This is a genomic window from Lysinibacillus sp. IITD104 (assembly GCF_036698265.2).
Taxonomy (GTDB): Bacteria; Bacillota; Bacilli; order Bacillales_A; family Planococcaceae; genus Lysinibacillus; species Lysinibacillus boronitolerans.
Genome location: NZ_JBAHYH020000001.1, coordinates 53,471 through 67,814, shown reverse-complemented (window position 1 = coordinate 67,814; position 14,344 = coordinate 53,471). Strand labels below are relative to the sequence as shown.

The 14,344-nt window shown below is 35.9% G+C and carries 15 protein-coding genes; 1 reads left to right on the top strand and 14 read right to left on the bottom strand.

Annotated elements, in window-relative coordinates:
* Positions 1-4: 4 nt before the first annotated feature.
* Positions 5-1,591: a hypothetical protein gene (locus V1L66_RS00315; RefSeq protein ID WP_333005331.1), complete on the top strand. Its 1,587-nt coding sequence runs from the start codon at positions 5-7 to the stop codon at positions 1,589-1,591.
* Positions 1,592-1,757: 166 nt separating this feature from the next.
* On the opposite strand, the gene V1L66_RS00310 is transcribed toward V1L66_RS00315, so the two are convergent.
* The 14 genes from V1L66_RS00310 to walK all read right to left on the bottom strand — a co-directional run bounded on the left by V1L66_RS00310 (position 1,758) and on the right by walK (position 14,342).
* The gene (locus V1L66_RS00310; RefSeq protein WP_164835440.1) at positions 1,758-2,486 is read right to left on the bottom strand and encodes an amino acid ABC transporter ATP-binding protein; all 729 of its coding nucleotides are present in this window, start codon (positions 2,484-2,486) and stop codon (positions 1,758-1,760) included.
* Between the two features lie 27 nt (positions 2,487-2,513).
* Entirely contained in the window at positions 2,514-3,179 is a 666-nt protein-coding gene (locus V1L66_RS00305) for an amino acid ABC transporter permease (protein ID WP_016992287.1), read from the bottom strand.
* A gap of 31 nt (positions 3,180-3,210) precedes the next feature.
* Entirely contained in the window at positions 3,211-3,993 is a 783-nt protein-coding gene (locus V1L66_RS00300; protein WP_016992288.1) for a transporter substrate-binding domain-containing protein, read from the bottom strand.
* Between the two features lie 323 nt (positions 3,994-4,316).
* On the bottom strand, positions 4,317-4,745 hold the full coding sequence (locus V1L66_RS00295) for a hypothetical protein (RefSeq protein ID WP_333005336.1): 429 nt from the start codon (positions 4,743-4,745) through the stop codon (positions 4,317-4,319).
* A gap of 69 nt (positions 4,746-4,814) precedes the next feature.
* Positions 4,815-5,129, bottom strand: a complete 315-nt coding sequence (locus V1L66_RS00290) for a hypothetical protein (protein WP_333005337.1) — start codon at positions 5,127-5,129, stop codon at positions 4,815-4,817.
* A gap of 250 nt (positions 5,130-5,379) precedes the next feature.
* Complete coding sequence (locus V1L66_RS00285) at positions 5,380-6,132, bottom strand: HIRAN domain-containing protein (protein WP_333005339.1); 753 nt, start codon at positions 6,130-6,132, stop codon at positions 5,380-5,382.
* Complete coding sequence (locus V1L66_RS00280) at positions 6,129-7,019, bottom strand: HipA domain-containing protein (RefSeq protein ID WP_328023988.1); 891 nt, start codon at positions 7,017-7,019, stop codon at positions 6,129-6,131. Before V1L66_RS00280 ends, V1L66_RS00285 begins: the two co-directional genes overlap by 4 nt.
* Positions 7,020-7,112: 93 nt before the next feature.
* On the bottom strand, positions 7,113-7,592 hold the full coding sequence (gene rlmH, locus V1L66_RS00275; protein ID WP_016992305.1) for a 23S rRNA (pseudouridine(1915)-N(3))-methyltransferase RlmH: 480 nt from the start codon (positions 7,590-7,592) through the stop codon (positions 7,113-7,115).
* 90 nt (positions 7,593-7,682) lie between these two features.
* Entirely contained in the window at positions 7,683-7,847 is a 165-nt protein-coding gene (locus V1L66_RS00270) for a CxxH/CxxC protein (RefSeq protein ID WP_016992306.1), read from the bottom strand.
* A gap of 245 nt (positions 7,848-8,092) precedes the next feature.
* Entirely contained in the window at positions 8,093-9,388 is a 1,296-nt protein-coding gene (locus V1L66_RS00265) for a trypsin-like peptidase domain-containing protein (protein ID WP_312125063.1), read from the bottom strand.
* A 167-nt stretch (positions 9,389-9,555) separates the two neighbouring features.
* Entirely contained in the window at positions 9,556-10,344 is a 789-nt protein-coding gene (locus V1L66_RS00260; RefSeq protein WP_016992308.1) for an MBL fold metallo-hydrolase, read from the bottom strand.
* Entirely contained in the window at positions 10,344-11,168 is an 825-nt protein-coding gene (locus V1L66_RS00255) for a two-component system regulatory protein YycI (RefSeq protein ID WP_036077915.1), read from the bottom strand. The genes V1L66_RS00260 and V1L66_RS00255 overlap by 1 nt, the downstream gene beginning before the upstream one ends.
* Positions 11,155-12,480 (bottom strand): YycH family regulatory protein, encoded by a 1,326-nt coding sequence (locus V1L66_RS00250; RefSeq protein ID WP_036077917.1) that lies wholly within the window; start codon positions 12,478-12,480, stop codon positions 11,155-11,157. The genes V1L66_RS00255 and V1L66_RS00250 overlap by 14 nt, the downstream gene beginning before the upstream one ends.
* Positions 12,477-14,342 carry a cell wall metabolism sensor histidine kinase WalK gene (gene walK / locus V1L66_RS00245; RefSeq protein WP_036077920.1) on the bottom strand — a complete coding sequence of 622 codons (1,866 nt, stop codon included), beginning with the start codon at positions 14,340-14,342 and terminating at the stop codon, positions 12,477-12,479. Before walK ends, V1L66_RS00250 begins: the two co-directional genes overlap by 4 nt.
* Between the last annotated feature and the right edge of the window lie 2 nt (positions 14,343-14,344).

Here is a 14,344-nt window from a genome sequence, read left to right as displayed (position 1 = left end):
TGATGTGACAAAATCATTTGGTGATGCAACTGTTACAGTCGACCAGCCAACATTTAATCTAGTTGGTGAGCAAGTGTTAAATCTTACATTAACTGCTTCACAAGCTACAGCTCCAAACGGCTCGGAAATACTGGGGTATATTCACATCAGCGGTGGTGCTACAGAAATTTCATTGCCGTTCGCAGCTGACTTTGGAATCGAGGCAGTAACTGAAATTAAAGATTTAAAGATTACAGAAACAGATCTATCCTTTAATGGAGATGGCGTGAAAGATTCAGCTGTACTTTCATTTACATTAACTGGCGATGTAACAACTAACTATATCGAGCTTTGGGATATTATGAATCCTCAGGGTGGAGAATATGGTGATGGCTACATCGGTTATCTACATGCAGGTACTGCACTAGGAAAAGGCTCTTATACGCTGAATATCGCTGGGCAATACAAACCATGGGGAACAGAACCTGCCACAACAATTCCAGATGGTCTCTATACTATTGACTTTACTGGTCTTGCGGCATCAGGGGTAGTTTCAGATTATGTTGGGCCAATTATCGTGAAAACGACTAAGCCAGAAATTACTGGTTCAGTAGCTGAAGGTGTCGCTACAGGACAGGTAACAGATAAGTATATCGACTACAATGAAGAGTTATATTTATATGGTTTAAACTACAATTTAAATGATAAATTAAAAGCTTCCTATATTTCGACTGTGAATGGCGAAGTACAAGCGCCAGTTCCTTTTGAATTAAATCAAGATGGTAGCTTCACATTCCCAGTAACATCAGAAACGAATGCTGTATCCGTAAAAATTGAAGACGCTGCTGGAAATGTTGGTGAAGCATTAATATTTGAAAAAGATGTAGTTGAACCAAAAGTGACACTTTCCGTCAATCCAACTGAGCTAGACCTAACAGTTGGAAAATCTGCACAACTTACAGTAACAGAGACGTCTACTCCTCCAGAAGGTGAAGCAACAGAGAAAGATGTAACTTCACAAGCGACTTATGTTGTGGGAGATGAAAATGTTGCAACAATAGCAAATGGATTAGTAACTGCTGTAGGTGAGGGCACGACTACGATTACTATTTCATACGGTGATCATGAGGTTATGGTAAATGTTACAGTTAAAGCACCTGTTGTAGAAACACCAATCGTAACACTAGAAATTGACCAAGCTCAGGTTGAAACTAGAATAGGTAAAGAGGTTACGGTTAAGATTACTGAAGTAACTACTTTTGAGGGTAAAACAACAAAAAAAGATGTTACTACGCTTGCAACCTACGAAGTAGCAAATGATAAAATAGCTACTGTAAAAGCAGGAGCTGTAAAAGGAAAAGGTCAAGGTACTACGACAATTACGGTAACATACGGTGACCACACGTTAACATTCGGTGTGTTGGTTGAAAAGCCTGGTAATGGTAACGGCAATGGCAACGGCAACGGCAACGGTAATGGTAATGGCAATGGCAACGGTAATGGTAATGGTAATGGCAACGGTAACGGTAACGGTAACGGTAACGGTAATGGCAACGGTAATGGCAACGGTAATGGCAACGGTAATAATGAAGTTACCGAGGTTGAGTTATAATTAAATAAGTACAGTTCAGCAAAAAGAGAAATTGCGCTTTGCAATTTCTCCTTTTGTTATTTAAATTTCACTTACTTATGATAAGGTTGGCTGTAACTAGTCTAAGTGCAGTTTTTCTGTACAAGCTTTATCTAGTAATCGAGAGACCGTTCAGGACCTTTTAGTTTTATTTAAGCATTGTTGCAGTTAAAAATTCTCGTGTTCTCTCCTCTTTCGGTTGGTTGAAAAATTGTTCAGGTGTGCCGCGTTCAATAATTTTTCCATCATGCATATACACAATCCAATCAGCTACCTCTTTTGCGAATCCCATTTCGTGGGTTACAACAACCATTGTCATTCCTTCTTCAGCCAAGTCTTTCATGGTTGTTAAAACCTCTCCCACAAGCTCGGGATCGAGTGCCGATGTAGGCTCATCAAAAAGCATAATGTCTGGTTCCATCGCAAGTGCTCTAGCAATCGCCACCCGTTGCTTTTGCCCCCCTGATAATTTACTAGGATAGACATCCGACTTATCCTCCAAACCTACTTTTTTCAGTAATTGTTTTGCTTTGATGATAGCTTTCTCTTTGTTCACACCCTTTACCATAACAGGTGCTTCAATAATATTTTCTAAAACCGTTTTGTGTGGGAATAAGTTGAAATTTTGAAATACCATCCCTACCTTTTCTCTAATTTTGTTAAGGTCATCTGTCCGAGGATTGACTTCATTTCCCTCAATTATAATATTGCCACTATCTTTTCTTTCTAAAAAGTTCAAACAGCGAAGGAGGGTGCTTTTCCCTGACCCGCTCGATCCTATTAGACAAACAACATCGCTCTCGTAGACTGTCATGTCGATATTTTTCAATACATGTAAGTCTCCAAACGATTTATTCAATTGACTTATTTTAATCATTTCCTTGGTGTTCAATCTTTTCAGCTCCTATCTGTCGCTAACTGCTAATTTTAGTTCAGTTCGATTCACTACAAATGTCATCAACGCTACCAGCAATAAATAGTAGACTGCTACAATAAGTAAGTAGGTCATTTCATCAAAATTATTCGACCCAAGTGTTGTCGCCACATTAAACAGCTCATTCATGGAGATAAATGCGGCTAACGAAGAATCTTTTAAACTTATGATAAATTGATTGCCTAAAGGCGGCAATGCTCTACGGAATGCCTGTGGGAGAATAATCCTTCTTAATGTCAGTGTCTTTGTCATCCCCAAAGAGCGTCCTGCTTCAAATTGACCATTATCGACTGACTGAATTGCTCCCCGAAGGATTTCAGAAATATAAGCTCCATTATGTAGCGCTAGAGCAAGTGAAGCAGCCCAAAAATCAGGAAGAAGGAAAATCCCGCTAATTCCGAAGTAAAGGATAAATATTTGAACAATCAGTGGTGTTCCTCGCACCAAATAGACATATATATCTGAAATAAGTTCTAAAATTTTTATATTAGAAATTTTTAATAAGGCAAAGACTAGTCCGATGATGATTCCAAGTAAGATAGAAACCACCGTCAGCTCTAATGTTAAAAGCATAGCTTTAAAGAATACACCTTTTGTTTCGATTAGTATTTGAAAGAAATTCGAAAAGCTTGGCAAAGTACTACTTCCTTTCTTTTATAGTATTGATTTATTCTGGTTTTGTGGTAATGTCCTCACCAAAATATTTGATACTGATTTGAGTCAGTGTTCCATTTTCCCGAAGTTGTTCCAAAGATTCATTTACTCGCTTCAATAGCTTTGGATTATCCTGGGGCAACACAATCGCTTGTTCACTGCGATTAATTAATTGCTGTCCTTTAATCTTAAAACCTTCCTTTTCAGCAGTTTTTCCTGTAACAAAATCTGTAATTACTGCATCATGACGCCCACTACTCAACGCCTTTAATGCTGTAATATCACTGTCATATGTTTTTATTTTGTCTGTATACTTGGAAGCTGTATCGGCATATGTTGATCCTTTTGCAACGGCTACTTCCTTTCCCTTTAAATCTTCGACAGTCTTAATTTTACTATCCGGTCTGGTGAAAATTTTCGGTCCTGAATAATAATAGGGAGTAGAGAAAGAAACATGTTTACTCCGCTGCGGGTTAATCGTGTGACTTGCAACTGCTGCATCCGCTCTTCCCGTTTTCACCCCTTCAACAATCCCCTTGAACTTGATTCGTTTCTGAACCGGCTCAAGGCCCATTTCCTTTGCAATCGCTTCACCAACCTCAATATCAAAGCCCGACATTGTAAGATCGTCATTTATATAACTAAATGGCTTAAATTCACCAGAAGTAGCAAAAACAAATTGATTTTTATTTATCAGTTCAGATCCATCTTCAAGCTTCTGCTTCTCTCCACAACCAGACAACATGCAGGCTACGATTGTACTAAAGACCAATAAAAACTTTTTACTCAACAACATGTTGGCTATAACTCCTTTCCCTTTCGATTATTCTTACAATCCTTTCTTGCTATATAACTTGCTTATGATAGTTAATACCCAATCCACTCCCAATAAAACAAAAAAGTATCAGGCACTTTTAATAGTGCCTGATACTTTTTATATAATATATATATCTTTCAAATCTTCTATTTACCTTAAAACGCTGCTTTTTGGATGTATAAAACTTAGAAAATACACTTACTTATGATACCGTTCACCGTAATGTGGCTAAATGCGGTTTTTGTAAAACATACAAATTATGAATAGATCGCTATTGGAATTACTAATAGTGTACTGGAGGTTTAGGAAATATTAAAATACCTTTTTTCAATCTTATTTCTTTTTTCTCTAACTGAATATATAAGACCTGAAACCTTTGCTCCAATACCCATCATACCGTTTAAATTTTTTATAATTAGCCCTGACTCTGATTTAAAAACCGATAAATGATTAGAATTTATCGTTGTTACACACTTTTGAGTATCGAATATTTCATATAACTCATTCGCGATAGAATTAATTCTTTCATAAATATCCCAATCTACTTCTGCAGATTTGACTTGTAAATTTTTATTATCAAAACGATCTTTTGTTTTTAGCAATTGGTTTTGTATCTGAATAAATTTTTCATATGTATAATCATAGCCAACTTTCCCTAAAATATTTTTTATTTGTTCAGAATTAGGTTTTATATCTTTTTTATAAAATTTACTATCTAATTTTCCATTCACCAATAGAGCATATTCATGAACATCTATGGTATTAATTCTTTCCTCAATATATTCTACTAGGATACCTAACTATTTAACTAACGTTGTGAGACTTAATTCTATCTCCCATAAAATTTTAATTGTATTTAAATTTTTATTTCTCGCTTCTGCTTCCTTTCGGATTGTTTCTTGTTCATTAATCTGTTTTTTATTAAATTGAAGAGTTAAAAATACACCAGCTAGTGTTAATAGACCCCCTATTAGTGTTCCATAAAATCCTATCCAATTTCCAATATCCCCCTGGACGAATCCTGGAAATATATTTAATAACATTATAGTATTTGTAAATATTGCAAAGACAAATATAGTTATGATACCAAGAAAAATTGCTAATATTACTTTCATTATAAAATCTCTCATCTCCCTCGCACTAAATTATATCAATCTTTATTAGTCTTGTATTTTTATTAACAATGAAAGAGGCAGGGACATAAGTGTTTCTGCCAACAAAAAACCGAACTATTCATTGAAACGCTTACAAAGTGTTTTGGAATAGTTCGGTTTTTCGATTTATCGCCTTTTGTTAATTTAAAGATTATTCGACTTTATGAAAGAACCATTTAGTCATGTCCCAAGCTCTTTATAAATCAGTAGTTCACACTACTGATTCGAAGATTGGATCCATTTGAGATAAATTTATTTTATTTATCTCAGGTACTTCACATTCAAAATCTAATTTAACCCACCAACTTGATGTACTAGACTCATTTATATAGTTAACAGAAATTTTAGGTGACATTCCATTATTCATTAAAGCAGATATCCCTGATGCATAAAATCTTGGAACATACCCTAATTTGATATTAAATCCCGTATAAATTGCAATTGCATTTTCGTCTACTGGATTTTCAGGTTCTAATTTTAAAATAACTTTTTTATTTGACTTTAAAACTTCAAACCAATTTTGAGGTAAATCTTGATAAGACATACCATTAATATAAAATGAAGTTTTTAAAATGCCGTCAATAATTTTTAATGGTTTTTCAAAAGAATATTGATCTCCACCTAATTTCCCACGAGTCCGTTCAAGCAATTCCATTTCAGAGTAGCCTTCCGAAAGGCTTAAATCGCTCAAAATTTCTTTAAAATCCACTCGAATCTCCGAAGGCAATCGACGTTTAAATGCTCCAAATAAGTTTTTGGATTTGTATTCCTTTTTCAAATCTGGAAACATAGGATGTAATAAGTAACCATTCTTTATAGCGTCATTTATTTTTTGAGGACCATTACTTCGATATGTGTACTGGAATGTATACTGGCTATCGTAAAATGATAATGTCCCCACATGATAAAATAAGCGAGTATTAACATTTTGCCAAACTAACCAAAGCGATTCATGTTTATTCATATCTTTTCCTCCCCTTTATACCATTTTAAAATATATTCCTGTCTAATTGAAATAATTAGCTTTAACCATTCCTTTTGCTTTTCGGTTAAAAATAGACTTCGGGTAATATACCCTTCATACTTATAGAAATCAAAAGCTTCAATTTGAGCAATGATAATACTACTTTCCTCATTATATCTATTCTTCAATACTTTAATTAAATCCTTTGCCTTAACCTGTTTGTATTCAAATAACCCAGCTTTAACTTTCGTATTTCTTATATATTTATGTAATTGAATTTCATTTGACAAATACATTTTTAGTTTTTCATCATCAAACCTAAAGCCAAGTGATGCGCCATTATCATATATAGGAGAAAAACTTTTCTTACCATCTTCATAATAAAGCATCATCCAATTAAACGGATGCCTATCTTGATTTCCGATTAAAATATCAAAAAAATTCATTGCAATGAATTCCTTCTTAATATCTTTCCAAAAAGGCAGCTTTTCAATCATATCCAAACCAAAGTTTATTAAATCTTCACCTTTTAGTTCTGACAAGATAGGGCTTTCATATTCCTCAAAATCTGAAAGAATCGACCCACCTTCCAAGAATTGTCCCCTATAAGGCACAAAATTCTTTAAAAGAGCACCTCTTCTACCTTCTCTTTGAACAATTTCTACGTCCATCATTTTCAACTTCAAAAGCTTCCCTACTTGTGATGCGATTAACTCTGTAATATCTTCCCAAGAAACTCCAATTTCAAAAATTCTAGGATATTTCAATATGTATCTTCTATGCCCCTCTGATTCATTTGGTGTTCTTTCAGGTGCTAATAATTCAATTTTTTCTAGTGTACTATCTACACCATATCCATAAAATCCCCAACTACTTACATCACGCAATTAATCACCTCTCATAAAATTTTGCTAACCACAGTATATAAAAAAAACAATTTATCGGAAAGCATATTTCCAATAAATTGTTTAAAACCACATTTACTTATGATAAGGTTCACCCTTCATAATCCTAAAACTACGGTAAATCTGCTCGACTAGCACAAGCTTCATGAGCTGGTGAGGAAGTGTCATCTTACCAAAAGATTGTTGCTCATCTGCACGCTTTAACACATCATCATGCAGACCGAGCGAACCGCCGATGACGAAGGCGATTTTGCTTTTGCCGTAGGTCATGAGGGATTCAATGTCGGCAGCCATTTGTTCGGAGGTTTTCATTTTGCCGTTGATGGCTAGGGCGATTACGTAGGCATCCGGACTGATTTTCGCTAGGATGCGTTCGCCCTCTTTTTTCTTGACGATATCCATTTCAGCTTCACTTAGTTGTTCAGGTGCCTTTTCGTCTGGCACTTCAACCAAATCCATTTTTGCATAACCGCCAAGACGTTTTACGTACTCATCGATCCCCATTTTTAAGTACTTTTCTTTTAGTTTGCCGACTGATACAATCGTTATATTCACACGTTATCCACCTTTACAATTCATTTACAAACAAATTATCCACAAAAGTTATCAACATATCCACAAGCACTCTCTATATATTGTGTAAAGTTATTTACTTGATACAATATATTCTGCTGGCTGTTCACAGTAGCTACACTTTGTGGATAACTTTTTATCCTCTTCGATTTTATCCATAATTGGGAACACTTTTTGCTCTGCTACAAACATGTCTAAAGCGTGATCTATATGGCTTTCACAGCTGTACTTTTCCATTTTTTGATGTCTCCTTATTTTCCGAAATTTCCACAAACTTATTCACAAATCAGTCTATGTTATCCACAATCTATTGTAACAAAGTAATAGCATGTATGGAAGAAGTGCCTTTTACTACCGATTTACTGTGCGGAATTAGTATTCACAATTTTCTAGTTATCCACAATATTTCATAAAAGTATTTTCTCCATCCTCATAAAAAAAGCGATGGAGATTGATTAGATCTCCATCGCTTTTCATCTTCTTTACAATGTATTACCGTTTGTTAATGTTAGTGATAGCTCGACTAATTTACCTTGACGGTACACTTTTAATGTTAGTTTATCACCAATTTTTTTGTCATTATATAAATGCTTGCGTAAATCAATGGTTGTTTCAATTTTTTGACCATCCATCTCTACAATAACATCGTATTGTTGAACCCCTGCTTTTGAGGCTGGTGAGTTATTCATGACATCTGTTACAACAACACCTGTTGTCACCTCTGCAGGTAATTTTAATGTTTGTTGTTGATAGAATGATGGCACATCTGTTAAATCTGCAAGTGAAACTCCCATTGTTGGACGTTTCATTTCTCCATTTTTCTCTAGTTCCTCGATAATTGGAATAGCTGAATTAATTGGAATAGAGAACCCTAAACCTTCCACTGAGGATTCAGCAATTTTCATGGAGTTAATTCCTACTAATTCTCCAGCTAAGTTCACAAGTGCTCCACCACTATTCCCTGGGTTAATCGCGGCATCTGTTTGCAATACTTCTTGTTGCCAATCTTCTGTGCCATCGCCATTTAAGTCTACTGGTACAGAACGGTCTTTACCAGAAACAACACCAGTTGTCACAGAACCATAGAAGTCTAAACCAAGTGGGTTACCAATGGCAATCACTGTTTCACCTTGTTTTAATACATCTGAATTCCCGAATGTCGCAACTGTTTTAACATTTTTAGAGTTAATAGAAATAACTGCAAGGTCCGTCCAAACATCGTGACCCACTAATTGAGCTGGCTCTTTTGTTCCGTCTGGCATTGTGACCTCTAACTGCTTTGCCCCTTCAATAACATGGTTATTTGTGATGATAAAGGCTTTATCACCTTCAATTTTATAAACAACACCTGAACCGCTTCCGGCTTCTTTTGTTGTTGTGGATGGTGGGCTCCAAAAGCCTCCGCTTGTTACTTCTTGAATATTTGTGATACCAACAACTGCTTGTGAGGCTTTTTCAACTGCTGTTGTCACATCTGTCGTTACTTCTGTAGCTACCTGATTAATTGTTGTGTTATTTTTTCCTGTATTACTTGTTGTTGTTCCAGGCATTTGATTGACAAGTCCTGGTAGCATAAGCCACACAAGTAAAGCACCTATAATGACACCGACCAGACCACTAAAGAAATAGCCGCCTTTACCTCCGCCACCTTTCTTTTTCATGCGCTTAGTCTGCATTTCTTGCTCCTCGCGCTCTAGTCTTTCTTGAAGAGGTGATTTCGGTACTTCATCATTTTTTAGGAAATCACTGTTTTTATCATCATCTTGGAAATAGCTCATGTTCGTCATCCTTTCCTTTGAGTGCTATCTAATTAGTTGTTACCCTAATCTTACGATTCAAACATTAAAATCAGATGAAAAACAAATAAAATAGGCATAAAAATAGCTGTTCAATGCATTTTTTTTATGCGTTGAACAGCTTCAAGTTTTGCCTAAATAGCCTTTGATTAAACCGTCACCAATTTTGTTGGTTCTTCTGCATCCGTATCAAATAGATGAACATGCTCACCAACAAGGATGCCACAAGATTGTAAGGTTTGTGCGACACTCATACGTGCTAGCTCTTTCATATTATTATCCTTACTCAAATGTGAAAGATAAATATTCGTCGTCTTATCAAATACAACCTCACTCATTGCAATTGCTGCATCCTCATTAGACACATGTCCTACATCACTTAAAATGCGACGTTTAATAGACCAAGGATAACGTCCCATTTGCAGCATATTGACATCATGATTACTTTCAAAGACAAAAGAATCAGCGCCTCGAATAATTCCTTTCATACGATCACTGACATAGCCTGTATCTGTAATAATAACAAGCTTGCGATCATTTTCATGAAAAGTATAGAACATTGGATCTGCTGCATCGTGGGAAACAGCAAAGGATTCCACAGCTAAAGAACCAAAATGCTTCACTGTATCCATTTCAAATTCAAAACGTTGCTCAATAGGAATGTCTCCAATTAGCCCGTCCATTGCCTGCCACGTTTTGGCGTTTGCGTAAATTGGTACATTATATTTCCGTGCCAGTACACCAATTCCTTTAATGTGATCACTATGCTCATGTGTAACAAAGATACCACTGAGCTGTTTCATATTACGGTCGATTTTTGTAAATAACTGCTCCATCTTTTTCCCACTAAGACCCGCATCGACGATAAAAGCATGATCGTCATTCTCTACATAAATCGAATTCCCTGTACTGCCACTTGCTAAAACACTAAATCGCATTATTCAACTCCCCAGTCTTCTTCTTCGCTCTCTTGCTTGTCCTCCTGGATTTCGATGACTTTACCTTCTACTGCATTCACAAAGTACTCCTCTTTTGTCCCATCAGATAATTTCACTTGAACTTCCCATGTTGGCACCAATACCTGAGTACGTGTCAATTTAACAAGCGTTGAGTAACCTAGTTTCATTTGTGTAATGCGCGAGTCTGGTTTGAGCGGTCCTTTTGCATACAAAGTTTGAATAATTTGAAGTGGTGGAATAACTGTTTCCTGCTGTTCCATTTCTTCAATGTTATCAATCATTGTTTGTTCATACATTGTTACTTCGTTATTAGCATTCCATTTTATTTTTAATGAACCGCTATAATAGAACATTCGATTGTTTGTCTTTTGGAAAAAAATTGCGACTCGTTCTTCGCGGTCTACTTTCCATAAAGCATAAGATGCACCTTCAATGATGTTTGCCAGGGCAAAATCTGTAAAGCTTGCATCATCACTCACATTACGTAATTTAACAGGCCTCATAAAAATAACACGGGCCTTCGTATTATTATCATCCTTAAATTTAACTTGCTGATTACTATTACTAAATTCGGCTGGTGTGAATTTATGCACTTGAGCTGTCATATACGAAGCAGATTCAATATTATTTGGTAATGTGCCATACGTAATATTATCATCTTTTAAACGAGCTTCTATCGTTCTTTCACCCGGTACCTCAATATCTTTCGCTTCATTGTAGCGATTGACATAAAGTGAATACAAGAAGATGTTCAGTATTAAAAAAACGAATATAAAAATAGATTTTGTTCTATTCCAATCCATTTTTAACACCTCCTAATACTTCAGGAGTCAGTTTAGTCCAGGTACCATTACGAATAACAAACCAACAAGGTTCAAATATAAATATATTCTGTTCTTGATTTTGTGTTAAATAATAGCCCAAGACAATTTCATCAATTTCAGACAAAGGAATACTATTAGCGTTCTTTAATCTCTCTGCAATCTCTGCGCCAGATGCTAATTCTTTAATTTCTTTCTCTAAAGATATATCCATATCCAATGAGAAGTATGGACGCTTGTAATGGAAAATTCGACTATCTCCCCAAATCGTTGTCATTCGTGTAATAACATGATTGCTATAGACAGGGAAGCCTTGCAAATACATTTGATAATCTATTTGATTTTTATTGGTATTGGATGAAGCATAGCGGAAATCTGCCGTAAATCCTCCATGCTCATTAATAAATTCAAAGCTATCCTTTAAAAGCTTCGATGGCTCGACTCTAATACTACTTTCTGCAGCTGGATAAACATAGTTTAATGATTTAAGATTTGTTTCTAAGGTCATTAATGACATACCATCTGTATATTTTTCAGAGGATGCGCTTTCGACATTCCGCTGTACAATATTTGGATCAGGGAATAACACATTTTTAAATAATTCTGGTGTAATATCCTCAATAAAGTACGTATATTTTACAGATTCAATATTACTGTTCGCCAGATAAAGAGATGTATAGCCTTCTCTCTCTACTTCTTTGAAAACCTCATATTTTTTTGCAGGCTCAATGACTTCCTGTATAAATTGATTCATGTTTGGCACACTGACACGTGAGCGGAATAATGATTGGTTATTACCACTAATGTAATACAACATTAATTCTTTGCTATTGTAATTACTCCAATCTATAATCATTCGATTGAACGTTGTTTGTGGTAATTCCTTATCAGTGAACTGAAAAGTTGTGTTAAAAGCTGAAAATGGAATCTCTCCCGTAAAAAAGATTGTCATTCGATGATCTGCGCCAATAATTTGATTCACATAGTTTGCAGAAAGATTATTGTTTACAGGCACCAAATCTAAAACATTCCAGCCTTTAAACACTTTCATCATATCTTTCATAGCTGCATTAGAAACTGTGCCTGTAAACTCTTCTTCAGAACGGAAAATAGCCTTGTACGGTCGAATAATATCCTCCATATCCTTTTGCGGCTTAATTAAAATTTCCTCTCCCTCTGTTTTTTCAATATATTTATAATCAGGTGTATAGGTCCAAATTAAAAAAGTTAAAATCACGCTCAGCATGACAAGTAGAAATAATACAACAGATTTAACTGGCTCTATATATTTCATTCCCACTCACCTGCCTCACCAAATTCATCTGCATCATATGGTAATGTGAAGAAAATTGTTGTACCCTGTCCTTCTTCACTTTCAGCCCAAATTTTACCGCCATGCGCTTCAATCATTTCCCGCGCAATAGCTAATCCCAAGCCTGTTCCTCCCATAGAGCGAGCGCGTGCACGGTCCACACGATAGAAGCGATCAAAAATTCGGCCAACGTTTTCTTTAGGAATACCCATGCCATCATCTGAAATCATGACCTTCAGCATGTCTTCCTGTCCAGTAAAGCCAAAGCGAATATTGCCGCCATCTGGAGAATATTTAATAGCATTGGAAATGATATTATCAATAACTTGTGTGATTTTATCCGTATCAATTTCTACATAAAAGGATGTTTCAGGGAATAAACGTTCAAATTGTACCTTGTCAGACTTAGACATTTCAAATCGGTCAATAATGCGATTAAAGAACGAATTAAATAAAACAATATCTTTATTCAACTCGTAATCTGAGCTATCCATTCTTGATAGCTGCAATAAATCATTCACTAGACGAATCATACGCTCTGTTTCGGTTTGTGTCACATTTAAAAACGTAGGAGCAATATTTTCGTCTTTCCATGCACCATCTGCAAGTGCCTCTAAATAACTGCGCATTGTTGTTAATGGCGTTCTTAACTCATGTGATACATTCGATACAAATTCCCTACGATCCATTTCAATCTTTTCTTGCTCTGTTATATCGTGCAAAACAGTAATCAGCCCATTAATAAAGCCCGTTTCTTTTTGAATAACAGAGAAATTAGCGCGAAGTATATAGGGCGCATCAGCTGTACTAAAGTTTAAATTCACGGCATCATTCATATGAATTAAGTCTTCAAAACTATATTCCTGATCAATCCCCAATACAGAGGCGATAGGACGCCCTAATGTAATATCTCTTGAAATATGCAGTAATTCCAATGCAGGGTCATTGATGAGAATAATACGTCCCTTGCGATCTGTTGCAATAACGCCATCTGTCATATTACTCAGCACTGAATCTAGCTTTCGACGTTCAGCTTCTGTGGTCGATTGTGCTTCCTGCAAACGGTTGGTTAGATGATTAAAGGTGATGGCTAGCTGTCCGATTTCATCCGTACCATATACACGTACCTTGCGAGAATAGTTCCCCTTCGCCATTGCCTGTGCCTGCTTTCGCATATCAGCAATAGGCTGTGTAATCGTTCGAGCCACAAGAATACCTAAGAAGATGGTAATGACCAAGGACATTGCCGTACCACCAAGGAAAATCTGATTAATATCATTCATTTGTTCAAAAACAGATTCAATATTGGCTTCAATATAGAGTACACCAATGATTTCGTCGTCTGGTCCTGCACCCGCACGAATGGGATTCGCTAAGACCCACACACGATTTCTCGTTTTATTGTCCAGCTTAATAATATCAAACAGTGTTTCAGCAGATATTGCTCGACGTACAAGGTCAGTATTAGAGCGCTGACCTATTAAATTCTGATTTTCAAGCTCAGATGTTGCAAGTATTCTTTGTCTATCATCAATGACACGAATTTCTAAAATATCACCATTTGAAACATCCCTTAAACCAGTAGAAAACTCCATAACAATTGATTTTAAGCTTTCCTCTAGTTTAGGCATGCTTTCATCGCGTTCTTTTAAAATTTCCTCACGAAGACTATATTGCATCAGGTCAACTCGCTGAAAAATGGAATCTTGGAAGTTGCTCTTCAAATTTCTTTCTAATTCACGAGCGAAATAGATACCGATAATTTGTAAAGCAAGCAAGATTAATAAAATGTAAATCAGCACTAGTTTGACATGAATGGATTTAAAGAAGCTCACTTTCTGCATTC